23 protein-coding genes and 1 tRNA gene are annotated in these 25,610 nt (G+C 63.7%); 15 read left to right on the top strand and 9 right to left on the bottom strand.

Translation table 11 applies throughout. The annotated features are described in order from the left end of the window. The first annotated feature begins 93 nt into the window (after window positions 1-93). The 5 genes from BN1121_RS08990 (at window position 94) to BN1121_RS08970 (ending at window position 3,916) form a co-directional block, all read left to right on the top strand. A complete protein-coding gene (locus BN1121_RS08990) occupies window positions 94-1,248 on the top strand; it encodes an ABC transporter ATP-binding protein (RefSeq protein WP_005351454.1) in 1,155 nt (384 codons plus the stop codon). Further along, window positions 1,245-2,141 (top strand): ABC transporter permease subunit, encoded by an 897-nt coding sequence (locus BN1121_RS08985; RefSeq protein WP_005351453.1) that lies wholly within the window; start codon window positions 1,245-1,247, stop codon window positions 2,139-2,141. Before BN1121_RS08990 ends, BN1121_RS08985 begins: the two co-directional genes overlap by 4 nt. Beyond that, window positions 2,138-2,989: an ABC transporter permease subunit gene (locus BN1121_RS08980; RefSeq protein WP_005351452.1), complete on the top strand. Its 852-nt coding sequence runs from the start codon at window positions 2,138-2,140 to the stop codon at window positions 2,987-2,989. Before BN1121_RS08985 ends, BN1121_RS08980 begins: the two co-directional genes overlap by 4 nt. A gap of 40 nt (window positions 2,990-3,029) precedes the next feature. Continuing rightward, window positions 3,030-3,728: an MOSC domain-containing protein gene (locus BN1121_RS08975; RefSeq protein WP_005351449.1), complete on the top strand. Its 699-nt coding sequence runs from the start codon at window positions 3,030-3,032 to the stop codon at window positions 3,726-3,728. A gap of 111 nt (window positions 3,729-3,839) precedes the next feature. Then, window positions 3,840-3,916 (top strand) — tRNA-Pro (locus tag BN1121_RS08970). A gap of 48 nt (window positions 3,917-3,964) precedes the next feature. Here BN1121_RS08970 and BN1121_RS08965 read toward each other — a convergent pair. Further along, window positions 3,965-4,873 (bottom strand): LysR family transcriptional regulator, encoded by a 909-nt coding sequence (locus BN1121_RS08965; protein WP_005351447.1) that lies wholly within the window; start codon window positions 4,871-4,873, stop codon window positions 3,965-3,967. 274 nt (window positions 4,874-5,147) lie between these two features. Between BN1121_RS08965 and BN1121_RS08960 the strand changes: the two genes are divergently transcribed. Then, window positions 5,148-8,453 (top strand): alpha-L-rhamnosidase-related protein, encoded by a 3,306-nt coding sequence (locus BN1121_RS08960; RefSeq protein ID WP_005351445.1) that lies wholly within the window; start codon window positions 5,148-5,150, stop codon window positions 8,451-8,453. 51 nt (window positions 8,454-8,504) lie between these two features. Here BN1121_RS08960 and BN1121_RS08955 read toward each other — a convergent pair whose 3' ends face one another. The 4 genes from BN1121_RS08955 to kefF form a co-directional block, all read right to left on the bottom strand. After that, window positions 8,505-9,482: a helix-turn-helix transcriptional regulator gene (locus BN1121_RS08955; RefSeq protein ID WP_043597701.1), complete on the bottom strand. Its 978-nt coding sequence runs from the start codon at window positions 9,480-9,482 to the stop codon at window positions 8,505-8,507. A 194-nt stretch (window positions 9,483-9,676) separates the two neighbouring features. Then, window positions 9,677-10,063, bottom strand: coding sequence for a SirB2 family protein (locus BN1121_RS08950; RefSeq protein ID WP_005349295.1), 387 nt, complete (start codon window positions 10,061-10,063; stop codon window positions 9,677-9,679). Beyond that, window positions 10,060-11,916, bottom strand: coding sequence for a monovalent cation:proton antiporter-2 (CPA2) family protein (locus BN1121_RS08945; protein ID WP_005349297.1), 1,857 nt, complete (start codon window positions 11,914-11,916; stop codon window positions 10,060-10,062). Before BN1121_RS08945 ends, BN1121_RS08950 begins: the two co-directional genes overlap by 4 nt. Continuing rightward, on the bottom strand, window positions 11,916-12,512 hold the full coding sequence (gene kefF / locus BN1121_RS08940) for a glutathione-regulated potassium-efflux system oxidoreductase KefF (protein WP_005349299.1): 597 nt from the start codon (window positions 12,510-12,512) through the stop codon (window positions 11,916-11,918). The genes BN1121_RS08945 and kefF overlap by 1 nt, the downstream gene beginning before the upstream one ends. 135 nt (window positions 12,513-12,647) lie before the next feature. Here kefF and BN1121_RS08935 point away from each other — a divergent pair, with 135 nt between their 5' ends. The 3 genes from BN1121_RS08935 to BN1121_RS08925 all read left to right on the top strand — a co-directional run bounded on the left by BN1121_RS08935 (window position 12,648) and on the right by BN1121_RS08925 (window position 15,796). Next, the gene (locus tag BN1121_RS08935) at window positions 12,648-12,971 is read left to right on the top strand and encodes a hypothetical protein (RefSeq protein ID WP_005349301.1); all 324 of its coding nucleotides are present in this window, start codon (window positions 12,648-12,650) and stop codon (window positions 12,969-12,971) included. A gap of 56 nt (window positions 12,972-13,027) precedes the next feature. After that, entirely contained in the window at window positions 13,028-13,462 is a 435-nt protein-coding gene (locus BN1121_RS08930) for a DUF411 domain-containing protein (RefSeq protein ID WP_005349302.1), read from the top strand. Window positions 13,463-13,672: 210 nt separating this feature from the next. Beyond that, entirely contained in the window at window positions 13,673-15,796 is a 2,124-nt protein-coding gene (locus BN1121_RS08925; protein ID WP_005349304.1) for a S9 family peptidase, read from the top strand. Window positions 15,797-15,847: 51 nt separating this feature from the next. Here BN1121_RS08925 and BN1121_RS08920 read toward each other — a convergent pair whose 3' ends face one another. Both BN1121_RS08920 and tusA read right to left on the bottom strand, forming a co-directional pair. Continuing rightward, window positions 15,848-16,195 (bottom strand): RidA family protein, encoded by a 348-nt coding sequence (locus BN1121_RS08920; RefSeq protein WP_005349306.1) that lies wholly within the window; start codon window positions 16,193-16,195, stop codon window positions 15,848-15,850. Window positions 16,196-16,210: 15 nt separating this feature from the next. Further along, a complete protein-coding gene (gene tusA / locus BN1121_RS08915; RefSeq protein ID WP_005349308.1) occupies window positions 16,211-16,456 on the bottom strand; it encodes a sulfurtransferase TusA in 246 nt (81 codons plus the stop codon). 171 nt (window positions 16,457-16,627) lie between these two features. Between tusA and BN1121_RS08910 the strand changes: the two genes are divergently transcribed. Then, the gene (locus BN1121_RS08910; protein ID WP_005349310.1) at window positions 16,628-16,813 is read left to right on the top strand and encodes a hypothetical protein; all 186 of its coding nucleotides are present in this window, start codon (window positions 16,628-16,630) and stop codon (window positions 16,811-16,813) included. A 24-nt stretch (window positions 16,814-16,837) separates the two neighbouring features. Here the strand turns inward: BN1121_RS08910 and BN1121_RS08905 are convergent, their stop codons facing one another. Further along, window positions 16,838-17,038 (bottom strand): hypothetical protein, encoded by a 201-nt coding sequence (locus BN1121_RS08905; protein WP_005349312.1) that lies wholly within the window; start codon window positions 17,036-17,038, stop codon window positions 16,838-16,840. A 149-nt stretch (window positions 17,039-17,187) separates the two neighbouring features. Here BN1121_RS08905 and BN1121_RS08900 point away from each other — a divergent pair, with 149 nt between their 5' ends. Beyond that, window positions 17,188-18,033 (top strand): substrate-binding periplasmic protein, encoded by an 846-nt coding sequence (locus BN1121_RS08900; RefSeq protein ID WP_005349313.1) that lies wholly within the window; start codon window positions 17,188-17,190, stop codon window positions 18,031-18,033. Here BN1121_RS08900 and ilvY read toward each other — a convergent pair. Continuing rightward, the gene (ilvY, locus tag BN1121_RS08895) at window positions 18,030-18,914 is read right to left on the bottom strand and encodes an HTH-type transcriptional activator IlvY (protein ID WP_005349314.1); all 885 of its coding nucleotides are present in this window, start codon (window positions 18,912-18,914) and stop codon (window positions 18,030-18,032) included. The genes BN1121_RS08900 and ilvY overlap by 4 nt on opposite strands. 121 nt (window positions 18,915-19,035) lie before the next feature. On the opposite strand from ilvY, the gene ilvC reads away from it, so the two are divergent. The 4 genes from ilvC to BN1121_RS08875 all read left to right on the top strand — a co-directional run. Then, window positions 19,036-20,514 (top strand): ketol-acid reductoisomerase, encoded by a 1,479-nt coding sequence (gene ilvC / locus BN1121_RS08890; RefSeq protein ID WP_005349316.1) that lies wholly within the window; start codon window positions 19,036-19,038, stop codon window positions 20,512-20,514. A gap of 126 nt (window positions 20,515-20,640) precedes the next feature. After that, window positions 20,641-21,012, top strand: a complete 372-nt coding sequence (locus BN1121_RS08885; RefSeq protein WP_043597699.1) for a hypothetical protein — start codon at window positions 20,641-20,643, stop codon at window positions 21,010-21,012. A gap of 69 nt (window positions 21,013-21,081) precedes the next feature. Continuing rightward, window positions 21,082-22,551, top strand: coding sequence for an efflux RND transporter periplasmic adaptor subunit (locus BN1121_RS08880; RefSeq protein ID WP_005349320.1), 1,470 nt, complete (start codon window positions 21,082-21,084; stop codon window positions 22,549-22,551). A 2-nt stretch (window positions 22,552-22,553) separates the two neighbouring features. Continuing rightward, on the top strand, window positions 22,554-25,610 hold a 3,057-nt coding region (locus tag BN1121_RS08875), incomplete at its 3' end, for an efflux RND transporter permease subunit (protein ID WP_043597696.1).

The raw sequence follows: 25,610 nt of genomic DNA, 5'->3' as shown, positions 1-25,610 counted from the left end.
CGAAAGTGAGGCAAGGCCGGCAGGCCTGCCTCTTTGTCTCAGTAGCCAGGACACGGCCGTGAGGGGCAGTGTGCATTGTTTGGGAGTTTGGTGATGGCAATAGCCTCCAGTGCCTACAAGAAAGCCCTAGAAGGGAGCCAGCAGCCGAAAGAGGTGCTGGTCAAGATTGACAGGGTGAGTAAACAGTTTGACGAGACCCTGGCGGTCGACAACGTCTCCCTCAACATCAACAAGGGCGAGATCTTCGCCCTGCTCGGTGGTTCGGGCTCGGGTAAATCGACCCTGCTGCGGATGCTGGCCGGGTTTGAGCGCCCGACCGAAGGGCGCATCTTCCTCGACGGGGTGGACATCACCGATATGCCCCCCTATGAGCGCCCCATCAACATGATGTTCCAGTCTTACGCCCTCTTCCCGCACATGACGGTGGCCCAGAACATCGCCTTTGGCCTCAAGCAGGATGGTCTGCCCAGGGCGGAGGTCGATGCCAGGGTCGAGGAGATGCTCAAACTGGTACAGATGACCCAGTATGCCAAGCGCAAGCCGCACCAGCTCTCCGGCGGCCAGCGTCAGCGGGTGGCCCTGGCCCGTTCTCTGGCCAAGCGTCCCAAGCTGCTGCTGCTCGACGAGCCCATGGGGGCGCTCGACAAGAAGCTGCGCTCCCAGATGCAGCTCGAGCTGGTCGAGATCATCGAGCGGGTCGGCGTGACCTGCGTCATGGTGACCCACGATCAGGAAGAGGCCATGACCATGGCCGAGCGCATCGCCATCATGCACCTGGGTTGCATTGAGCAGATCGGCAGCCCGATGGACATCTATGAGACCCCGGCCAGCCGCCTGGTGTGCGAATTTATCGGCAACGTTAACCTGTTTGACGGCGTGCTGGTGGAAGATGAGCTGGACCACGCGGTGATCGCCTGTCCCCATCTGGATTTGCCCATCATGGTGGGCCACGGCATCAGCACCCGGGCCGAAGACAAGCGCGTCACCTATGCCCTGCGCCCCGAGAAGCTGCTGATGAGTATCCAGAAGCCGGACGATCTGGAACACCCGAATCACAACGGCACCTGGGGCAAGGTGTATGACATCGCCTACCTGGGTGGTCACTCCGTCTACTTCATCGAGTTGCCTTCGGGCATGGTGGTTCAGGCCTTCATCGCCAATGCCGAGCGCCACGGCAAGCGGCCCACCTGGGACGATCAGGTGTTCCTCTACTGGGAAGATGACAGCGGCGTGGTGCTGCAATCATGAAGACGATGAATCTTGCCATCGGGCGCCGGTTGGTCATCGGTGTGCCTTTCATCTGGCTGTTCCTGTTCTTCCTGCTCCCCTTCATCATGGTGCTGAAGATCAGCTTCGCCGAGGCGGATGTGGCGATCCCGCCCTACACCGACGTGATGACCTGGGCCGACAATCAACTCACCATATTGCTCAACCTCGGCAACTACCTGTTGCTCGACGAGGATGAACTCTATCTGTCGGCCTATCTGGGCTCGCTCAAGATGGCGGCCATCAGCACCCTGCTCTGCCTGCTGATCGGCTACCCCATGGCCTATGCCATCTCGCGGGCCGAGAAGCACATGCAGACCGTCTACCTGCTGCTCATCATGATGCCCACCTGGACCGCCATCCTGATCCGGGTCTACGCCTGGATGGGCATCCTCAGTAACAACGGCCTGCTCAACAGCGTCTTGATGGGGATAGGTCTCATCGACCAGCCGCTGCAGATCCTCAACACCAACGTGGCTGTCTATATCGGCATCGTCTACTCCTACTTGCCGTTCATGGTGCTACCGCTCTATGCCAACCTGGCCAAACACGACGACAGCCTGCTCGAGGCCGCCTCGGATCTGGGGGCGCGCAACCTGACCCGTTTCTGGCAGATCACTGTGCCCCTCTCCAAGAACGGCATCATCGCCGGCTGCATGCTGGTGTTCATCCCTGTGGTGGGGGAGTTCGTCATTCCGGAGCTGCTCGGTGGCCCCGAGACCCTGATGATCGGCAAGGTGCTGTGGCAGGAGTTCTTCAACAACCGTGACTGGCCGGTGGCCTCGGCCCTGGCGGTGGTGATGCTGGCTATCCTGATCATCCCCATCATCCTGTTCAACCGTAACCAGGCCAAGGAACTCGAGGGCAAGGTATGAAACAGCACAACTTCTCCCGCATCATGCTGTGGGCCGGCCTGGCCTTCATCTACCTGCCCATGGTCATCATGGTGATCTACTCCTTTAACGCCTCCAAGCTGGTGACTGTGTGGGGGGGCTGGTCGCTCAAGTGGTACTTCGGGCTGCTGAAGAACACCCAGCTCATCAACTCTGTGCTGCGTTCGCTGGAGATCGCCTGCTACACGGCGATTGCCGCGGTGGCGCTCGGTACCCTGGCGGCCTTCGTGTTGACCCGGGTGCCCCGCTTCCGTGGCCGAACCCTGTTCGGTGGCATGGTGACCGCGCCCCTGGTGATGCCCGAGGTGATCACCGGTCTCTCCCTGCTGCTGCTGTTCGTGGCCATGGCCCAGCTGGTGGGCTGGCCGGCGGAGCGGGGCATGCTGACCATCTGGATAGCCCACACCACCTTCTGTTCGGCCTACGTGGCCATAGTGGTGTCGGCGCGCCTGCGTGAGCTGGATCTCTCCATCGAGGAGGCGGCCATGGATCTGGGGGCCCGTCCGTGGAAGGTGTTCTTTCTCATCACCATCCCGATGATCGCCCCCTCGCTGGCGGCCGGCGGCATGATGTCGTTCGCCCTGTCGCTGGACGATCTGGTGCTGGCCAGCTTCGTGGCGGGCCCTGGCTCGACCACCTTGCCGATGGAGGTCTTCTCCGCCGTACGTCTCGGCGTCAAGCCGGAGATCAACGCCATCGCCAGCCTGATCCTGCTCTCTGTGTCCCTGTTTACCTTCTTCAGCTGGTACTTCATGGCCAGGGCAGAGAAGCGCCGCAAGGCGGAGATCGCCCACATGCAGCAGATGCAATCGGTGCTCGACAGCCATTGATGATAAAATCCGCATTCTCTCGTCAATCAGGAGGATGAGAATGCGGATTTCCCTCTTTACCGGCAGCCAGGCTGCACTGTCCCCCCAGGTCGCTTCCGCCATCGCCAAGCAGCCGGCGACGGCACCGCTCTGGTGCGGTTCAACCGGATTACAGGGCGACCAGCAGGCCGATACTCGCCACCATGGCGGGGTGGAACGGGCGCTGCACCACTACCCGGCCGATCACTATCTCTTCTGGCACAGCTGGCAGCAGAGCCTGGGGTTACCCGATCCCGCCACTCCCTGGTTGCCCGGCGCCTTCGGTGAGAACCTCTCTACCCTGGGATTGACCGAGGAGCAGGTGCATGTCGGTGATCTGTTTCGCCTCGGCGAGGCCCTGGTGCAGGTGAGCCAGCCACGTTCTCCCTGCTTCAAGCTCAACCTGCGTTTCGGTTACCCCAACTTCTCTCTGACGATGCAACTGAGCGGCCGCTGCGGCTGGTTGCTGCGGGTGCTGGAAGAGGGGTGGGTGGCGCCGGATGCCGAGCTGACCCTGGTCGATCGCGGCTCGACCTTAAGCGTGAAGCGCTGCGCCGACATCCTCTACAACCAGCCGAGGGTGGAGCAGGACCTGCGCCTGCTGGCCGAGCTTTCCACCCTGTCGCCAAATTGGCGCAAGCATGCCAGCGACTGGCTGGAGCGAGGCACGCCGGCCAACTGGCGACATCGTCTGCTCGGGCCTGAGGACATTTCTGCCTAAAAAACCGGCATCTCGGTGATTGGGTGAACAGACACGCGTTTTTTCCAAAAAAAAGTGAAAAAAACCTTGTCATGGGGAAGGGGTTTAGGTAAATTCACGCCCCGTCGACATCGGTGTGTAGCGCAGCTTGGTAGCGCACTTCGTTCGGGACGAAGGGGTCGGAGGTTCGAATCCTCTCACACCGACCACATTTGAAAAGGCCGCTCAATGAGCGGCCTTTTTGCATTTGAGGCCACCTAGCGGTGGCGAGCGGCCTCCTGTTGCAGCAGCCGGACCACGGTCGTGCGCTCCATATCTTCCCCCAGTCGGTGATAAACCCCGACGATTCCCCTGTTGTACTCCTCACTCATCTTCAAGGGCACCAGACCCTGCGGTGCCAGGTATTCCCCCATCTGACGCGGGAAGGGCATGATCATGTTGCTCGCCAGCAGCAGGTCGATGGCCACCATCATGGAGTTGGTGGTATGGATGAATTTGTCGTCGATCCCCATGCGCTGTTTCTCTGCCTGCTTGGTGGTGAGGTCGTGCACCAGCCGGATGAAGCGGTTTTCATCGGGCGTGACCAGCAGGGTCGGGTAGCGGCCGAGATCCTCTCTGTTACTGACGCTGTTGGCCAGCGGGTGGTCTCGTCGGACGAAGAGCGCGTCTTCGGCCAGCAGCAGAGGCTCGAAATGGAGTTGGCTCTGCTCGGCCAGCCCATGGATCTCATGACCGATGAAGAGGTCTATCTCGTGATGTTCAAGCAGATCGAGCAGACGCAGATGATTACCCACCTGAATGTTGAGGGACGACGCTGGGTGGCATTCACAGTAACGGCTGACGACCGGCAGCAGCAGGGCGTGCCACCAGGCGTGGCCGGTGCCGATACGCAAGGCGCGTTGTTGGCGATCCCGGATGCGCTGCAGGCGTTGGTGGGTTTGCTGATAGAGCGCCTCTATCTCTTTGGCCTGCTCCAGCAGGCAGCGACCCGCCTCGGTCAGGGTGATGCCGGTGCTGCTACGTTGATAGAGAGTGACCCCGAGTGACGCCTCGAGGCGCCGCATGTTGTGAGTGAGGGTCGGTTGGGTGACCCCAAGCCGGCGGGCTGCCTGGCTCAGGTTACGGCAGGTGGCGACCTGAATGAACTGTTGTAGCTGTCGATTCACGATGTGGGGCGGGTTGGTAAAGGCAGGTCACCTTAGCCCCCGTTTGGTCGGGTGGCAAGGCGCGGGAGGCGACAGAGGGAGCCCTGTCACGATCACAATTTCGGAGAATCGAAATAGCCGGTTCGGCCCCGGCAATGGCGCCCCGATCACGCTTTTCGGATGCGTTATAGATAACCCCTATCGGTACTGCGGTTGGGGTCTATTTCTAACCCCATGATCCTCTTCCCTAAAATGGCGCGGCACACCGTTACTCATAAAAAATAAAGGGAAAATCATGAAGCTCCATCCTGTCGCCATGGCCGTTGCCCTCTGCAGCAGCGGCCTGCTGCTCAGCGCCTGCAACCAAAACGACTCATCGACGCCAGCCAACCCCGAGGCAAAGACGCCCCCCTGGTCGTTCGATCTCTACATGGTCGGGGAGTTCAGTGGCTGGAATCGCGATAACAAGTTCAAGTTTGTCTATCGCGACGGCGCCTATCACCTGGATAACCTGCGCCTGAACAGCGGCATGCCCCCCTTCAAGGTCGCTGGCCCCGAGTGGGGTACCTATCCGGACTTTGCCGCCGACACCCAGAAAGAGACCGCCATTCAACCGGGTCATGCCTATCCTATGTACTATCTGGACGGGGGACAAAACAACCGGCTGGTGGTGGAGCGCAAGGGGCTGTTCGACATCAGGGTCGAGGTGAATCGCGCCGACCTGGCGGCCCCCGGCATCACCTTCACCATGGAGCGGGATGATCCTGTGTACCCCGAGACCCTCTATCTGCTCGGCATCGAGGGGAGCCGCGAGCCGGTTCTCTCCCTCACCTATCTGGGAGACGGGCGCTACGTCACCGTGGCCCGTCTGGCGGCCGGTGACCACAAGTTGGAGATAGGCTCGGCCGGCGGTGAGCTTGGCCTGTCGAGCCAGGGTGCGCAGGCCAAACCCAGCGAGAGCCTGCCGCTGGCGCGCTGTGATGGCGCCTGTACCCCGTTCAGTCTCACGCTGGCTCAGGAGGGGTTCTACCGATTCGAGCTGGATGCGAGCCGGACCGATGCCCCCCGCCTGACCGTGACCGCGGCGAGTAGCGAGGATCTGACCCTGGTCAACCCGCACCAGGGGCATGAGGCGGTCGAGAAGCTCCCCTTCGAGACCTATCAAACCGGGGTGAAGGAGGAGGTGACCTTCTCGGTGCTTAAGCGCGATGCCGCGCTGCGCGAATACGCCCAGTCCACCACCCAGGAGTTGCGCGATCCTGTCGAAAACTATGTCAGCTACCGGGAGGAGGCCGATCTGCCCAGGGTGCGCACCGGCAGCCTGGCCTTCGACGCCCTGTTTGCCCTGGCTAACCACGAGATGCGCCTCAACAGCGTGTCAGAGGTGAAGGATGGCAGCTACAACGGTGGCCGTGCCATCCCGTGCGACTGCTTCGAGACGGGGGCTAAGTGGCACTACGTCTGGACCCGGGATCTCTCCTATGCGACCGATCTGGGGCTCGGCACCCTGGATCCCCAGCGCGCCCGCAACTCGCTGCAGTTCAAGCTCTCCCCGTTCAGGTCATCCTTGCAGGGGGATCTCTCGCCCCGCATCCCTGAGGGGGCGCAGATAGTGCAGGACACAGGGACAGGCGGCAGCTGGCCCATCAGCACGGATCGGGTGACCTGGGCCATGGGGGCCGAGGCAGTGCTCGACAGTCTGAGTGACGCGGAGCGGCTCGTCTTCGCCCGCCAGGTTTATGGCGGGCTCAAGGCCACCCTGGAGAGCGACCGGCTGGCCGCCTTCGATCCGGCCGACGGCCTCTACACGGGGGAGCAGTCCTACCTGGACTGGCGTGAACAGACCTATGCCAGGTGGATTACCGGTGACATCGCCCATATCGGCATGAGCAAGGCCCTCTCGACCAACGTGAACCACTACCGGGCGCTGCGCCTGGCGGCCCGCCTGGCGGACCAGCAGGGAGAGAGCGAGGCGGCCAGCCGCTATGAGGGGTGGGCCCGGGATCTGAAGCTGGCCATCAACCGTGGCTTCTGGATGCCGGAGCAGGGCATGTATGCCAGCCTCATCTATGGTGCGACCGACGCCAGCCAGGGCTATCGCTTCGACATGCTGGGGGAGGCTCTGGCCATCGTCAGCGGCATTGCCGATGAGCAGCAGGCCAGATCGATCGTCAGCCGCTACCCCTTCGGCCCCTTCGGCGCGCCTGTCTACTTCCCGCAGCAACCCGATGTGCCCGTCTATCACAACCGCTCCATCTGGCCCTTCGTCACCGCCTACGCCCTCAAGGCAGCGGTGCAGGTGAAGAGCGTGGCGGCGGTCGATCGTCACGTGGACACCCTGATGCGCGGCGCGGCCCTCAACCTATCCAACATGGAGAACCTGGAGTGGCTATCCGGTCAGCCCTCCCTGATGGATCTGGACCACCCCGAGCTGAGTGGCCCCGTGATCAACTCCCAGCGCCAACTCTGGTCCGTGGGGGGATATCTCGGCATGGTGACGAGTGACATTTTCGGCTACCGGGTGGAAGAGGGAGGCATACGCCTCAAACCCTTCGTCACCACAAGGCTGCACCGCCTCATGGGGGGCAGTGACAGCGTGACCCTGGAGGGGCTCAACTATCGGGGCAAGACGATCAGCATAGTGCTGCAACTGCCCGCACAGGGGGCGGCCGGTGGTTACTATCCGGTGGCGGGAATCCGCCTCAACGGCAACGAGGTGAGTGGCGATCGTATCGACGCCAGCCAGCTGCAAGGGAGCAACCGCATCGAGATCCGGTTCGGCGCCGCTCAGGCTGATGAGCAGCCGGTGACTCTGATCGAGGGGGTCGATCCCCGCTCGGTGGATGACCCCAGCGTCTTTGCCCCCCGGGAGCCGCAGATGGTCGCCGTGACCCGCCGGGGTGACGGGGTGGCCGTCGAGTTCAGTGATAGGGCCAATCGCGGCGGCGTCACCTACAACCTCTATCGTAACGGGCAACGGGTGGCCAGCGGCCTGACCGAGCCGCGCTGGCTGGATGCTAGCCTGCCTGCGACCGATGGGGCCTGCTACAGCGCCGAGGCGGTCTACGGGACCAGTGGCCATCGCTCCCATCACGCCAAGCCCTTGTGCCTGAATGCGGTGCAGGAGCGCATCCCGGTCACCGATGCCAGGGTACGCCACGATGGCAGCCTGGTGACGGGCGAGGGGATTGAGGTCGCCTATCTCAAGGATTGGGGGGCGCCGGGTGAGCAGCTGCTGATCGGGGATCTGCCCATCGAGGGCAAGCGGATGATCCGGCTCGAGTACTTCAACGGCCATCACGCCATCAACCTGGGGGTAACCAACGGGGTCAAGCTGGTCGAGGTCATGAACCCGGATGGCGCCGTGGTGGCAAGCGGTGTGGTGCAGATGCCCCACGTCATGAAGGAGGGGGAGAAGAAGCCCCTGCGCGAGTCGACACCGCTGGCGGTCGATCTGCCGGCCGGTCGCTACAGCGTCCGGGTCAGCGACTTCTATAACATGAGCTATCTGGGCTCTAATGAGAGTTACAACGACGCGGGTGGACGGGAGGGGCCGGTCAACCGGGTCGATCTGGCCGCCCTGCTGCTGACGGATCGTTAATGGCCTGCAATGCAAACGCCGCTCGAGAGAGCGGCGTTTTTTTAGGCGTTATCAGCTGAGGCGAGAGGGATAGACCTTCTTCAGAGACTCAGGGGCCAGCACCTCGACGTGCCCGTCGATATTGTGCAGCCAGCTGCGAAACTCGGGAGTGTCAGCCACCTCTGTCTCGACCACCACGCTGCGCTTGTCATAGCGGGTCATGCGCTGGTTGCGCCCGGGAATGTCGCTCTCGCGCAGGGCCTGGCTGCTCTCGTCGATGCGGCCGACGAAGCGGATAGTGCTGTTGGCGTCCTGATAGCTCTGCTCGCGCACCAGCTTCTGGAGGTTGAAGTCCTTCGGCTGGGTCGTGCTGTGGTTGGTCAGCTCTATCTCGCGAATATGGTCGAAGGCGATGCCGTAGACCTTGGGATCCAGCTCGGAGAGGGTACAGAGCAGCACCGGGCCCTCCTCCTGATTCAGGATGCCAAGCGGATTGATCAGATCGTAACGCAACCAGACGGTGCGCTCCTTGATCACCCGCTGCACGTCGGCGCTGAACTTGCGACCACGCCACAGGGCGTCGCGGATCAGGGTGCTGCGGCGGATGTCCGGGTTGCCGGCGAAGGGGCGCGGTGACTGGTGCACGCTTTCGAGCCAGCGTTGGGCCGGTTCGCTCTGGCTGTCCTGGATCACCTGGCAGGCCTTGTCCACCAGGGGGTTGAGTTCGGTCAGCACACTCGCCGGCAGCAGTTGGCTGGCCTGGTCGCTCCAGGTCTTCAGGGCCACCGCCAGAGAGAGGGGCATGATGTTGGCGAAGTCGCTCAGGCCGTTGCGCTCGAAGCACCAACCGTGAGGCTTGCTGCGCTCATCGGAGGTGAGGTCGAACAGACCCATGCCGGACATCTCCTCCAGGTCGCGCTGGACGGTACGCAGGCTGACACGGATCCCCTCTTCTTCGAGTTTCACCTGCAGTTGGCTGGCGGTCAGCTTGTAGGGACGGTGCGGAATGCAACGTGCCAGCGTCAGTTGTCTTAACAGCTTCTTGCTCATGGTGAATGCCTTTGCTGATGGGCTATGTCGCTATCCTAGACAGTGCTTGCGACAGTATCTGTCGCATTTTTTGCTGCGACAAGTGTCGCCATTTACATACAAAACTCCATATCCAATTGAAAATAATCGTTTTTTCCAAAAGAAAGGGCCCTGTGTGGGGCCCTGAAGAGTTCTGTCGCAGCGGTTTTTCTTGCCTAGCCGAACCAGGAGAGAGGGCTCTTGAGGATGGCGGCGCCCACCATGTAGCCAAACAGCCCCAGCGCGGCCACACCGGCCACCGCACGCGGGAGCGGTTGTCGGCTCTTGAGGGCCACCATGCCGGCGGCGATATAGCCGACCAGGGCGATCAGCTTGGCCAGCAGCCAGGGTTGGCTGCCCGGGGAGAGGTGCAGCAGCACGGCCAGCCAGAGGCCGGCCCCGAGCAACAGGGTGTCGTTGATGTGGGGCAGAATCTTGAGCCACTTGCGGTTCAGTGCCGGGCTCGCCTTCATGGCCAGCACCCAGCGACCGAGAAACAGCAGCAGGCTGATCATGGCCAGCAGCATGTGCAGATGCTTTATCAATGGGTAGTAGGTGATCATCTTGCTTCCTTGGGAGATTCATCGGCGGGCAGGCCGCTGTCCCAATCGTGGTGACGGGTACGCTCCTGCTCCTCCTCGTCATCTTGCAACAAGTCGGCCAGGATGTCGCGATATTGCAGGCTCTTGTTGATATAGGTGTGTTCGTCGTCGAGATAGTGGAGTTGCTCGTGCAGCAGGCGGTTGTCGTGCTGCTTGAAGGTCTGGCCGGCACGCCACGCCTGGTTGGCCCGAAAGCCGAGCAGGGTGAGGGCCTCGACCCCGAGATCGACCGCCGAGCCCAGGGTCTCGCGATAGACCCTCTCGACCCCGTGGCGCAACAGATCGTGGGCGTGGGGGCGGTCCTGGGCGCGGGCCAGTATGCCGAGATGGGGGAAGTGTCTGCGCGCCGTCTCTATGATGGCCAGGGTCATGGCCGGGTCGTTGACCGCCACCACCAGCAGCCTGGCCTGGTGCGCCCCGGCCGCATGCAGCAGATCGAGCCTGGCCGCATCCCCGTAGAAGACCTGATAGCCGAACTTGCGCAGCATCTCGATCTGACTCGGGTCCTGCTCGAGTATGGTGGTGCCGATACCGTGGCCGTGCAGCATGCGCCCCACCATCTGCCCGAAGCGGCCGAAGCCGGCGATGATGACAGGGTTGTCGGCCGGCTCGGGGTTGGCGTGCTCCCTGGCCGGGGCCTGATAGTCGAAGTGGGGCTGGATCAGGCGATCGTTGAGGATAAGCAGCAGGGGGCCGAGTGCCATGGAGAGGGTCACCACCAGGGTAAGCAGGCTGGTGAGCTCCTCATCGAGCACTCGGGCCTGGCCGGCGAAGGAGAAGAGGACGAAGGCGAACTCTCCCCCCTGGGCCAGCGCCAGGGCGAAGGTCCAGTTTTGGTTCGGGCTCATCCGCAGCACCCGGCCCAGTCCCATCAGCACGGCCCACTTCACCGCCACCAGCACTATCACCAGCAGAGGGATCAGCAGGGGGTGTTCGGCGAACAGGCTAAAGTCGATGCCGGCCCCCACCGACATGAAGAAGAGGCCGAGCAGCAGGCCTTTGAAGGGCGCCATGTCCGCCTCCAGCTCGTGGCGGTACTCGCTCTCGGCCAGTACCACGCCGGCCAGGAAGGAGCCGAGGGCTGGCGAGAGGCCCACCGATTCCATCAGCACGGCGATCCCCACCACCAGCAGCAGGGCCGCGGCGACGAAGATCTCGCGCAGATGGGCCTGGGCGATGGCACGAAAGATGGGACGCATCAGGAAGTGGCCTCCCAGCACTATGCCACTGATGGCGGCGGCTACCACCATGCCCTGCTGCCAGCCGCTGAGGCCGCTGCTCTCGCCGAGGGTGGTGGGCTGCAGGGCCAGCAGGGGGAGCAAGGAGAGGATGGGGATGACGGCGATGTCCTGCAGCAGCAACACGGCGAACGCACTGCGACCGCTCTCGCTCTGCATCTGACGACGCTCCTGCAGGCTCTGCAGGGCGATGGCGGTGGAGGAGAGCGCCAGGATCAGACCGATGGCCAGCGCACTCTGCCAACCGAGAGAGAAGAGTAACCCCACCCCGGTGAGGGCGGCCGTGGTGAGCGCCATCTGCAGTCCGCCCGTGCCGAGGATGGGTCCCTTGAGCTGCCACAGCAGGGCGGGTTTGAGCTCCAGCCCCACCAGAAACAACATCAGCACCACTCCGAACTCGGCAAAGTGCATCACCTCCTTCTGATCCCCCACCAGGCCGAGCAGGTAGGGGCCAATCACTATGCCCGCCAGCAGGTAGCCGAGCACCGATCCCAGGCCGAAGCGCTTGGCCAGCGGCACCGCGATGACGGCGGCCCCCAGATAGATGAGGGCGTTGTGCAGCAGTCCCTGTTCCATCACAGCACCTCCAGCAGATCGCGCAGGTAGTCGTGGCTGGCCAGCTGGGTCTGTGCCAGCCGATCGTCGCGCAGGGCCTCGAGCAGGCGGCGATACTCCTGGCCGCAGCGGGTGAAGGCTCCCGGTTCGCTCAGCTTGTGGAAGGAGTGCAGCACGAAGGGGGGCAGCCAGGTCATGCCGCACAGCAGGGCCGTCTGTTGAAATGGCAGCAGGAAGTCGAGCAGGGGGCGGCGGTTGTAGCCCGCCTCGCTATACGATTCGGGCGCCCCCCCGGTGGTGATGGCCGAGAGCCACTGCTTGCCGTGCAGGGCTGTGCCCCCCTGGCCATAGGCATAGCCATACTCGAGCACCAGATCGCACCACTCCTTGAGGATGGCGGGGCAGGAGTACCAGTAGAAGGGGTGCTGGAAGACGATGAGGTCGTGCTCGGCCAACAGGGCCTGCTCCCGTTTCACATCGATCAGCTGATCCGGGTAGGTCTGGTAGAGGTCGTGCAGGGTGACCCCTTCCAGATCGGCGATGGCCTGTAACAGGCTGCGGTTGGCCCGCGACTTCTGCAGGGCGGGGTGGGCAAACAGCACCAGGATGCGTTTCATGGGGTCCTCGGTTTGGCCTGTCGGGGTGATCCATTCTCGGCCCGGGCATCGATGGCGTCCAGCCCGGCAGACGAGCCTTGACCCTGACCCCGAGGGTAGGGTTAGGATATGACCCTGCACTCAACGAGGTCTCGTATGCTCTCCCTTGCCCGTCCCCGACTCAGCGCCGGCCGCTGGATACCCCTGTGGTGTCTGCTGCTGGTACTCATGTCATTCGGGACCCGGGCGGCGACGGATCTCTGTACCTTTACCAGTCACTGCGGATCCATGGAGCGCCACCTGGAGAAGGCGATGCCTTGCGGCAGCTTCACCACGGCACTCGGCATGGCGGTTGTGGCCGATGCCAGACTCGGGGTGGCCTGTCTGGCCCCCGATCGCCCCTGTTTCCCCGAGCCAAACCGCTTCGTGCCCGTTGCACCGGTGGAGCGGCTGGAGCGCCCTCCTATCCTTATCGTCTGACCCGTCGCCGTCTTCCCTCGTGGAAGGCACAACCCTAGTCAAACGAGGATAACCCGATGAAACGCATATCCCGTCTGCTGGCCATGATGGCCGGTGTGGCTGCCTTCTCCGCCGTCGCGGGGCAGAGCATGACCATTTATGAATCCCCCTACTGCGGTTGCTGCAAGGGGTGGGTCAAACACATGGAGGAGAATGGCTTCGACGTGAAGGTGGTCGAGACCAATGATCTCGCCACCATCAAGGCCAGGTACGGCATCCGTCCCGAGCTCTCCTCCTGCCACACCGGCATAGTGGAAGGGTATGTGGTGGAAGGGCATGTCCCCGCCGCCGATGTCAAGCGCCTGCTCAAGGAGAAACCGGCGATCCAGGGGCTGACCATTCCCGGCATGCCCCAGAGCGCCCCCGGGATGGACATCCCAGGTCACCCCTATGAGGTGCTGAGCATGGACAAAGAGGGCAAGACGGCCCGCTGGTCAGCCTATCCGGGCTGACCCCAGGTCGCAGTGGTGGGCTCCTTTCATCCCATGTGAGGCACACCTGGTCGACTGCCGAGCCGCCACTGTGATCGACCGCCACCCCCGGGTGGCGGTTTTTTTATAGGGATCGCCTTGTCATCGCGTCTGGATGGGGGCAGATTGGTGCCGCCAGGAGAGCGGCCGGAGCCGCTCGACAGACCGAAAGAAGATCGCAGAGGACGCGACATGTTACTAAAACCCCATTGGCTGCTCTGGTTGGGACTCCTGACCGGGGCCGCCCAAGCCGCGAGTGATGCCACCATGACCCAGCCCACGCCCCCCCAGGCCGCCCGCCACCCCCACGTGCTTCAGACCCATGGTGACGAGCGTATCGACAACTACTACTGGCTGCGTGACGACGCTCGCCAGGAGCCGGCCGTGCTCGACTACCTCAAGGCCGAGAATGCCTACACAGACGCCATGCTGGCCCCCTCCAAGGGGCTGCGCGCCACCCTCTACAAGGAGATGGTGGCGCGCATTCCCCAGCGCGACGAGTCGGTGCCCTACGTCAAGAATGGCTACCGCTACCAGACCCGTTACGAGCCGGGCAAGGAGTACGCCGTCTACACTCGCCAGGCCCTGAGCGGTGACGCCAAGCCCCAGCTGCTGCTGGACGGTAACCAGCGTGCCGAGGGGCACGACTACTACGCCACCGGCGATCTCGAGGTGAGCCGGGATAACCGGCTGCTGGCGGTGACTGAAGATCTGGTGTCGCGCCGTCAATATCAGGTTCGCTTCTTCGACATCGAGCGCGGTCAGTGGCTGCCCGACACCATAGCGAACACCTCGGGCAATATCGTCTGGGCTGCCGACAACAAGACTCTCTTCTATGTGCGCAAGCACCCGCAGACCCTGCTGCCCTATCAGGTCTATCGCCACGTGCTGGGTACGGATCCGGCCAAGGATGAGCTGGTCTATGAGGAGAAAGACGACACCTTCTACGTCAGCCTCTATGCCACCACCTCGGAAGAGTTCATCGTCATCAGTGTCTCCAGTACCACCACGGGCGAGGCCCTGCTGCTCGATCCCCAGCATCCGCAGCGTCCTCCCAAGGTGTTCCTGCCACGCCGGGTGAACCACGAGTACGGCATCGACCACTACCGTGGCTACTTCTATGTGCGCTCCAACAAGGACGGCAAAAACTTCGGCCTGTACGAGACCCGCGAGGCCTCCGAGGCGCGCTGGAAGGCCGTGGTGGCGCCGCGCCCTGACACCCTGCTCGAGAACTACGCCCTGCTGCGCGACTGGCTGGTGGTGGAGGAGCGGGAAGGGGGACTGACCCGGCTGCGCCAGATCCGCTGGAAGGATGGGGAGCAGAAGGCGATCGCCTTCGACGATCCCGCCTACGTGACCTGGCTCGGTTATAACCCCGAACCCGACACCGATCGCCTGCGCTATGGCTACTCGTCGCTAACCACCCCGAGCTCTACCTACGAGGTGAACCTCGATAGCGGCGAGCGCACCCTGCTCAAGCAGCAGGCGGTGGCCGGCTTCAAGAGTGAGGACTACGCCAGCGCCCGGCTCTGGGTGAGCGCCCGCGATGGCGTCAAGGTGCCGGTCTCTCTGGTGTGGCGCAAAGACAAGTTCAAGCAAGACGGCAGCAACCCGCTGCTGGTCTACGGCTATGGGTCATACGGTTCCAGCATGGATCCGGACTTCGGCAGCGCCCGCCTGAGCCTGCTCGATCGCGGCTTCGTCTACGCCATCGCCCACATTCGCGGTGGCGAGGAGCTGGGGCGTGACTGGTATGAACAGGGAAAACTGCTCAACAAGCAGAACACCTTCAACGACTTCGTGGATGTGACCCGGGCCCTGGTCGAGCAGAAGTATGCGGCCGCCGATCGGGTCTATGCCATGGGCGGCAGCGCCGGCGGCCTGCTGATGGGGGCTGTCATCAACCAGGCCCCCGAGCTCTATCGCGGCGTAGTGGCCGCCGTGCCCTTCGTCGATGTGGTGACCAGCATGCTTGACGAGTCGATCCCGCTCACTACAGGTGAGTACGACGAGTGGGGTAACCCCAACGACAAGGCCTACTACGACTACATGAAGTCCTACAGCCCCTACGATCAGGTCAAGGCTCAGGCCTATCCCAACCTGTTGGTGACCACTGGGCTGCACGACTCTCAGGTCCAGTACTGGGAGCCGGCCAAGTGGGTCGCCAAGCTGCGTGAGCTCAAGACAGATCACAATCTGTTGCTGCTCAACACCGACATGGAGTCGGGGCACGGTGGCAAATCCGGCCGTTTCAAGGCCTACGAGGACATAGCCATGGAGTTCGCCTTCCTGCTCCAGATCGACAAGAAGGCGTAAGCCATCCAACAAAAAGAGCGCCGAAAGGCGCTCTTTTTCATCCCGTCGCAGTCACACCGCGGCGATCAGCTGGATCTCGACCTTGTAGTCGTCGTGGGCCATGCGTGCCTGCACGCAGCAGCGCACCGGGGCCGTGCCGACCGGCAACCAGGCGTCCCACACGGCATTGAAGGCGGCGATGTCGCCGACGTCCTTCAGATAGATGGTGGCCATCAGTATCTTGTCGACGCCGGAGCCGTTCTCCTCGAGCAGCCGGGTCAGGCTCGCCAGCACCTCGCGGCTCTGGGTCTGGAGGTCGGCCTCTAGGGTGGCGGGGACTTCCACCACATAGAGGGTGCCGTTATGGATGACGACGTCGGACCAACGGGCCGTGGTGCCGATGCGGGTGATCTGGGACATGAAGATTCCTTGCGATTACAGACCCTTGCGGATCAGATAGCGGTAGGGGGCGGCCTCTATCTCGCTGGCCACCAGAGTGTGGTCCATGAAACGGCAGAAGCTCGGGATGTCGCGGGTGGTGGAGGGATCGTCGGCGCGAACCAGCAGGGTCTCACCGTCGGCCATGTTGCGTACCACCTTGCGCACCATCATCACCGGCTCGGGACAACGGAGTCCAATTGCATCCAGTTCATGGGTTGCCTTGCAGAATAAATCACTCATTAACTTGAAACCCCTAACCAATTCGGCTGCCAATAATACTCTCGGACAAAAAATAATCAAACCGGGTCGGCGTAGAACAGAAGATGTAACCAAATTGTTTCGTCTTGCTTTCCACTCTGCCTATCATGGGTAATATAAAAAAAGACCCATATTCAACAAGGAGGTGTGAATATGATCCAGTCATACGACAGACTGAAGGTCTACGCCGCCATGGGGTTTTTGGCCTTCTCAATGTTGGCGCTGGGTACGCCCATTGGCAATGCCGGTACCTGGTTTGGTGCCCTGGTGATGATAGGGCTGGGACTCTGGGTCGAGATCAGCGATTTCGACGAGGATGAGGACGACAGGGATCAGTAACGAAGGCGGGCCATTGGCCCGCCTTCACTCTTTCTGCCCGTCGGTGAGGGCGCTGGCCCTGAGGTAGTAGCGCAACTCCCCCTGAACCCGCCGTATGGCGGCCAGGTGGCGCTCCTGCAGGTAGATCTCCCCCTCTTGTCCCAGATGGGGGTGAGTGACGCCCATGCTGCGAAGATACTCCTCAAACAACACAGGGCTGCCGATCTCGATAAAGCGCGTATCCATGACCATTTTTCCTGAGTAACGAGTAAATAGCATAGTCTTCCGGCTCCCTGGTCGTCTGCCCATTGTCAGATCTGACACTGGCCCAATCGGGTTTGCCGTGCCAAGGGGCGCGTTATAGTTGAGAGGGATGTTCCTGCTGGAGTCATGTGATGCGGCGACTGGCCCTGTGCCTCTTCCTGTTTTGCTGTGTGCCGTGGACAGCCGCCGAGCCGCTGGTGGTCTGGAATCGCCTGCTCGATCACCCCAATCCCGCCGTGGCCGGCCTGCTGCGTCTGGCGCTCGATCTCACCAGCGATGAATACGGTCCCTATACCCTGAAATCCAGCGTGGAGATGGAACAGGGACGGGCGGTGCGGGAGCTGCAGTCGGGGCAGATGGATGTGGCTGTGTTTGCCCCCGATAAAGAGCGCGAGCGCACCCTGATCGGCGTCTATGTGCCGCTCGCCAGGGGGTTGTTGGGGTGGCGCGTCTGCCTGATCCGCCCCGGCGAGGAGGGCCGCTTCGCCGCGATCGACAGCCTGGCGCGCTGGCAGAGCAGCGGCTTGCTGATCGGGCAGCACCAATCCTGGCCCGACACCAGGCTGCTCCAGGCCAATGGGCTGAGAGTCGAGTTGGGTTTTCGCTATGAGGGGTTGTTTCGAATGCTGCGCAAGGGGCGCTTCGACTGCTTTCTGCGCTCGGTGATCGAGGTGGAGGATGAGCAGAAGGCCAACCCGGATCTCGCCATCGAGCCTCACCTGGTGTTTCGCTATCCCCTGGCACTGATGTTCTTCGTGTCGCCCAGACGGCCGGATCTGGCCCGCCGCATCGAGGCCGGATTGCTGCGGGCACGGGCCAACGGCGCCTATGACCGGCTGTTTGAGCAGGGGTTTGACGGCACCATACGCCGCCTGGGGCTGGAGCGGCGGACGGTACTGGATCTGCAAAACCCCGATCTTCCCGAACGCAGCCGCCTGATGCTGGCCGATCCGGCCCTGACCTTCCCGCGTCCCTAGCGGCCGCCGCGGGCCGTGTCCCAGAAGGCGCGTACCAATGGATCCTCGAGCCGCTTCTTGAGCACGGCCACGCCCACATCGAAGGGCTTGAAGGGGGGGGCGAGATCGACGATGCGCACCTTCTCCCCCATGGGGCTATGGTCGATCACCGCATCGGGCACCAATCCGACCCCGCAGCCGAGCGCCACCATGGCAACGATCCCCTCGTTGCCAGCCACCTCGGCGTAGAGGTTGGGGGCGATCCCCTTGTTGCGAAACCACTGATCGCTGCGTTTGCGGGCTAGCCCCTGCTCCGAGAGGATCACCGGCAGCCGCTCCCAGTCCGGCTCGCCACCCGGGAACCACTGGGCCAGCTGGGGGCCGCTCCTGGGGGCGATGAACACCAGGGGCACCTGGCGCAGGCTGGCAAACTCCAGCTTGGCGGGCAGGGCGTCGGGGCGGGCGGCGATGGCGAGATCCGCCTCGTCCCCCAGCAGCTTGTCCACCGCCAGGGCCGGATCGCCGGTCTCGAGCTTGATCTCGAGGCGCGGGTGGCGGCGGCGAAAGCGCTCGAGCACCTCGGGCAGCAGGAAGTAGCTGGCAGTGACCGAGCAGAAGACCCGCAGCCGCCCCTGCAGGGGCTCGTCGCTGCGGCGCAGCTCCTGGCGCAGGTGGCGCCACTCCTGCACCAGGCCGCCGCCAAACTCGCGCAGCCTCTCCCCGGCCGGGGTGAGACGCACGCTGCGGTTGTCCCGCTCGAACAGGGCGCAGCCGGTCTCTTGCTCCAGGCGCTGGATGGCACGGCTTAAGGTGGAGGGGCTGACCGCCATGGCATCGGCGGTTTTGCCGAAGTGAAGGCTGTCGGCGAGGTGGAGAAACAGCTCCAGGTGACGCAGTTCCATATTTCATTATCCGCAACATGATGTTTCAAATATATCAGTTACGGCAACACCTGTCCCACGCTATAGTGGTTCGAACTCGAGCCGCATCGCGGCATGGAATCAACCGGACGGAGCAACCACCATGGCCAACTACTTCAATACCCTGAACCTGCGCCAGCAGCTCGCCCAACTGGGCAAATGCCGTTTCATGAAGCGCGATGAATTCAGTGACGGCTGCGCCGTGCTTAAGGGCAAGAAGGTGGTGATCGTCGGCTGTGGTGCCCAGGGTCTGAACCAGGGTCTCAACATGCGCGACTCCGGCCTGGATATCGCTTATGCCCTGCGCAAGGCCGCCATCGAAGAGAAACGCGCCTCCTGGAAGAAGGCCACCGAGAACGGCTTCGTGGTCGGCACCTATGAAGATCTGATCCCCACCGCCGATCTGGTGCTGAACCTGACCCCGGACAAGCAGCACTCCGACGTAGTCAAGACCGTGATGCCGCTGATGAAGCAGGGCGCCGCCCTGGGCTACTCCCACGGCTTCAACGTGGTCGAGGAAGGCCAGCAGATCCGCGCCGACATCACGGTCGTCATGGTGGCGCCGAAGTGCCCGGGTACCGAGGTGCGTGAGGAGTACAAGCGTGGCTTCGGCGTGCCGACCCTGATCGCCGTTCACCCGGAGAACGATCCCAAGGGCGAGGGCATGGCCATTGCCAAGGCGTGGGCCTCCGCCACCGGCGGCGACCGTGCCGGGGTGCTGGAGTCCTCCTTCGTGGCCGAGGTGAAATCCGATCTGATGGGCGAGCAGACCATCCTGTGCGGCATGCTGCAGGCCGGCTCCCTGCTCTGCTACGACAAGCTGGTGGCCGAAGGCACCGACGCCGGTTACGCCGGCAAGCTGATCCAGTTCGGCTGGGAGACCATCACCGAGGCCCTCAAGCAGGGTGGCATCAGCCTGATGATGGACCGCCTGTCCAACCCGGCCAAACTGCGTGCCTTCGAGCTCTCCGAGCAGCTCAAGGTGCTGATGCGCCCCCTGTTCGAGAAGCACATGGATGACATCATCGCCGGCGACTTCTCCCGTGGCATGATGGCCGACTGGGCCGAAGACGACATCAAGCTGCTGACCTGGCGCGAAGAGACCGGCAAGTCCGCCTTCGAAAACGCCCCGGCGTTTGACGGCAAGATCGCCGAGCAGGAGTACTTCGACAAGGGGCTGGTCATGGTGGCCATGGTCAAGGCCGGGGTCGAGCTGGCGTTCGAAACCATGGTGGCCTCCGGCATCTACGAAGAGTCCGCCTACTACGAGTCCCTGCACGAGCTGCCGCTCATCGCCAACACGGTCGCCCGCAAGCGCCTGTACGAGATGAACGTAGTCATCTCCGACACCGCCGAATACGGTAACTACCTGTTCGCCAACGCCGCCGTACCGCTGCTGCGCGAGCACTTCATGCCGACCCTCAAGGCGGGCGATCTGGGCCAGCTGCTGGCGGGTAACGAGGTGGACAACGCCGCCCTGATCCGCGCCAACGAGGCGATCCGCAACCACCCCATCGAGGCCATCGGCCAGGTGCTGCGCGGTTACATGAAGGACATGAAACGCATCGCCGTCGGCGGCTAAGCCAGGGGATGTCAGAGAGGGGAGCCAGCGGCTCCCCTCTTTCGTTGGGGCTGGCGCCTTGACCTTCCCATCATGGCAGGGTTTAGGGTGATGAAGAGCGCCACTGTGTGGCCAGAGGGAGAGCCCATGCTTGCAAACAGATTGCCCACGAGCCTGATAGCCCGGCTGATGCTGGTGCTGCTGCTCGCCTGCAATCTGACCTTCTGCCTCGCCGCCCACCAGGCCAGCGCCGCTGTGGACCAGATGGCCCTCAGCTGCCACGCCGAAGAGAGCCAGCCCAGCAGCGACTGCCCCATGCCTTCTGGCCTCGCCGGCTCTCTGGCCCAGCTGGCGGCCGGCCTGCCCTGGCTGCTGCTGCCACTGCTGCTCTGCCTCAGCCTGTTTGCCCCCCCCCTGCTGCTGGCCGCCCGCTCGGGCTGGCGGGTCGGCCGTGAACGGGGGGCCCCGCCGCCCTCCTGGCCAAGGCGACACCTGGAGCTCTGCGTCCTGCGCCATTGATTTTTCCCTTGCCGTTTCAGCGGCCGGCCTCGTGCCGGCGTGTCTTCGTTTTCGTGCAAGAGAGTGATCATGGAATCCAACACCTCATCCCAGCGCCCCTTGAAGGGGATCTTGCTGCTGGCCGCCCTGGCCGGCAGCGCCGCCGCCGGCTACTGGCTGGCGAGTCATCACGCCGCCCCGGCCAGCGCCGAGAAGCAGCCCCTCTACTGGGTCAACCCCATGGACCCGGCCGACAAGCGCCCGGGCCCCGCCAAGGACTCCATGGGAATGGACTTCATTCCCGTCTATGAAGAGAAACAGGACGGCTCCCCCGGCACCGTCACCATAGCCCCCGAGATCCAGCAGAACATGGGGGTGCGCCTGGCCGAGGTGACCCGGGCCCCCTGGTTGCAGCGCATCGATACGGTGGGATATGTGGGCTATGACGAGGAGCGCCTCGAGACGGTGACCGCCCGCCTGAGCGGCTGGATCCGCCGTCTCTACGTCAAGAGTGAGGGGCAGACGGTGCGCGCCGGCGAGCCCCTGTTCGACCTCTACTCGCCGGATCTGGTCAACGCCCAGAAGGAGTTTCTTCTGGCGCTGGGCAGCGGCAACCCGCTGATTATCAAGGCTGCCGAGGGCAAGCTGCGCGCCCTCGAGGTGCCCCAAAGCCAGATAGATCAGGTGCGCCAGAGCCGCCGGGTCCAGGAGACCATACGGGTGCCGGCGCCGCGCAGCGGCTACCTGGTCGATCTCAAGGTGCGTGAGGGTCAATACGTCGACCCGGCCAACCCTCTCTTCTCCCTGGCCGCCCTCGATCGGGTATGGGTGAGCGCCGAGCTGTTCGAGCGCCAGGCCGCCGCCGTGCAGCCGGGCATGCCGGCCACCATGACCCTGGACTATGCCCCCGGGCGCAGCTGGCAGGGGCGGGTCGATTACGTCTATCCCACCCTGGATGCGGCCACCCGCACCCTCAAGGTGCGCCTGCGCTTTGCCAACCCGGATGGCTTCCTCAGGCCCAACATGTTTGCGGCCGTTCGCATCGAGCAGGCCCGCGCCCCCGTGTTGCAGGTGCCGGCCGAGGCGGTGATCCGCACCGGTCGCCAGGACCGGGTGGTGCTGGCCCTCGGCGACGGCCGTTTCAAATCGGTGGCGGTGCGCCTCGGTGAGCGCGACGGCGAGCGTCAGGCGATCCTCGAGGGGGTCGAGGCAGGGGACAAGGTGGTCAGCTCGGCCCAGTTCCTCATCGACTCGGAGTCGAGCCTGGGCTCGGACTTCCAGCGCATGACGGCGTTTCGTCCCGAGTCGGTCTGGAGCCAGGGCACGGTGACCGCCCTGAGTGAGGGGCGGGTGACGCTCTCTCATGAGGCGGTGCCCGAGTGGCAGTGGCCCGCCATGGAGATGGAGTTCGCGCTGGGCGACGGTGTCGATGCCAGCGCCCTCAAGGTGGGCGGGGCCCTGCACTTCGAGATGCGCCAGCAGGGGGATGACTACCTCATCACCGCCATCCATGTTATGGACGGCGCCGCGACCACCACCACTGGGCACGGGGGGCACTGAGCATGATCGCAGCCATCATTCGCTGGTCGCTGGGCAACCGCTTCCTGGTGCTGCTGGTGACCCTGCTGGTGACCGCCTGGGGCATCTGGTCGGTACGCCAGACCCCGGTCGACGCTCTGCCGGATCTCTCGGACGTGCAGGTGATCATCAAGACCAGCTACCCGGGGCAGGCGCCCCAGGTGGTCGAGGATCAGGTCACCTATCCCCTCACCACTGCGCTGCTGGCGGTGCCCGGCGCCACCACGGTGCGCGGCTACTCCTTCTTTGGCGACTCCTTCGTCTATGTGCTGTTCGACGACAAGACCGATCTCTACTGGGCCCGCGCCCGGGTGCTGGAGTACCTGAGCCAGGTTGCCTCGCGCCTGCCTCCTGAGGCCAAGCCCGAGCTCGGTCCCGACGCCACCGGGGTGGGCTGGGTCTATCAGTACGCCCTGGTCGACAAGAGCGGCAAGCACGATCTGGCTCAGCTCACCTCGCTGCAGAACTGGTTTCTCAAGTATGAGCTGCAGACGGTGCCCGGTGTCTCCGAGGTGGCGACCGTCGGGGGCATGGTCAAGCAGTATCAGGTGCGGGTTGACCCCGACAAGCTGCGCGCCTACGGGGTGCCGCTCTCGCTTATCAAGAGTGCCATCGAGGCGGGCAACCAGGAGACGGGGGCGTCGGTCATCGAGATGGCCGAGGCCGAGTACATGGTGCGCTCCAATGGCTACCTCAAGGGGGTGGAGGACTTGCGCCTCATCCCGCTCGGCACCCGGGTGCGCGGCACCCCCCTCACCCTGGGGGACGTGGCCGAGATAGGCACGGGCCCGCAGATGCGGCGCGGGGTGGCCGAGCTCAACGGCGAGGGGGAGGTGGTCGGCGGCATCATCGTCATGCGCTACGGCGAGAACGCCCAGCAGACCATAGACGGGGTCAAGGCCCGCCTGGCCGATTTGCAGTCCAGCCTGCCCGAGGGGGTGGAGCTGGTCACCGTCTATGACCGCTCGGATCTCATCCAGCGCGCCATCGACAACCTCTCCGGCAAGCTGGTGGAGGAGTTCGTGGTGGTGGTGCTGGTTTGTCTCGCCTTCCTGTTCCACCTGCGCTCCTCTCTGGTGGTGGTGGTGAGCCTGCCCATCGCCATCCTGGTCGCCTTCATCGTTATGCACCTGCAGGGGATCAACGCCAACATCATGTCGCTGGGCGGCATCGCCATCGCCATCGGCGCCATGGTGGATGGCGCCATCGTGATGATCGAGAACGTCCACAAGCACATGGAGCGCACCACCCTCACCGACCAGAACCGCTGGCAGGTGATTCAGCAGGCGAGCATAGAGGTGGGGCCCGCCATCTTCTTCTCCCTGCTCATCATCACCATGAGCTTCCTGCCGGTCTTTACCCTGGAGGCCCAGGAGGGGCGCATGTTCGCCCCGCTCGCCTACACCAAGACCTATGCCATGGCGGCGGCCTCGGCCCTGGCCATTACCCTGGTGCCCGTGCTGATGGGGTACTTCATCCGTGGCCGGGTGCTGGCCGAGCAGGCCAACCCACTCAACCGCACCCTGTCGCGCGCTTACATCCCCCTGCTCAATACGGTGCTGGCCTGGCCCAAGACCACCCTGGCGCTGGCCCTGCTGGTGACCGTGGGGGGGCTCTACCCGCTCAAGCACCTGGGGTCGGAGTTCGTGCCCCAGCTCGACGAGGGGGATCTGATGTACATGCCCACCACCTACGCCAATCTCTCGGTGGGCAAGGCGCGCGAGCTGCTGCAGCAGACCGACAAGCTCATTCGCACCGTGCCCGAGGTGCAGAACGTGTTCGGCAAGGCGGGGCGGGCCGACAGCGCCACCGACCCGGCCGATCTGGTGATGTTCGAGACCAGCATTCAGCTCAAGCCTCGCGACCAGTGGCGCCCCGGTATGACGCCACAGAAGCTGCGTGAGGAACTCGACTCCCTGATCCGCTTCCCCGGTCTCACCAACGCCTGGGTGCCGCCCATCAAGACCCGCATCGACATGCTGGCCACCGGCATCAAGACCCCGGTCGGCATCAAGATAGCCGGGCCCGATCTCAAGGTAATAGAGCGCATCGGCCGCGATATCGAAGGGATCCTCAAGACGGTGCCGGGTCTCTCGTCGGTCTATGCCGAGCGGGTCGCCGGCGGACGCTACGTCAAGGTGGATATCGATCGGGTGCGCGCCGCCCGCTACGGCCTCAACGTGGCCGATGTGCAGGCGGTGCTGGCCACCGCCGTCGGCGGCATGGAGATAGGCCAGACCATAGAGGGGCGCGAGCGTTACCCCATCAACCTGCGCTATCCCCAGGACTATCGCGACTCCCCCGAGGCCCTGGCCCTGCTGCCCCTGGTGACCGCCGACGGGGCGCGCATTGCGCTGGGCGATGTGGCGCGGGTCTACCTCTCCGACGAGGCCCCCATGCTGCGCAGCGAGAACGCCCGCCTCAACGGCTGGGTCTATGTGGATATCGACGGGCGCGACATCGGCTCCTTCGTGGCTGAGGCGCGTGCCAGGGTGGAGCAGGGTCTCAGGCTCGCCCCCGGCTACTCCCTGACCTGGTCCGGCCAATATGAATACATGGAGCGGGCCAAGGCACGCCTCACCTATGTGGTGCCGCTCACCCTGGCCATCATAGTGCTGCTGCTCTATCTGGCGTTTCGCCGCATGAGCGAGGTGCTGATCATCCTGGGCTCATTACCGCTCGCCGTGGTGGGCGGGGTCTGGGCCATCTGGTTGCTCGGCTTCAATCTCTCGGTGGCGGTCGGGGTGGGCTTTATCGCCCTGGCCGGGGTGGCGGTCGAGACCGGGGTGCTGATGCTGGTCTACCTCAACCACGCCTGGGAGGATCTCTGTGCCCGCGGCCGACCCGATCGCGCCGGTCTGCACGACGCCGTCATCGAGGGGGCCGCCCTGCGCCTGCGCCCCAAGATGATGACGGTGGTGACCATCATCGTCGGCCTGCTCCCCATCATGTGGAGTGAAGGGACCGGATCCGAGGTGATGCAGCGCATCGCCGCCCCCATGATAGGCGGTATGGTGACGGCCCTGCTGCTCACCCTGCTG

Origin of the sequence: Aeromonas diversa CDC 2478-85 (assembly GCF_000819805.1) — a bacterium.
Taxonomy (GTDB): Bacteria; Pseudomonadota; Gammaproteobacteria; order Enterobacterales; family Aeromonadaceae; genus Aeromonas; species Aeromonas diversa.
The sequence above is the reverse complement of the archived record's forward strand: the minus strand, read 5'-3'. Positions and strand labels throughout refer to the sequence as shown.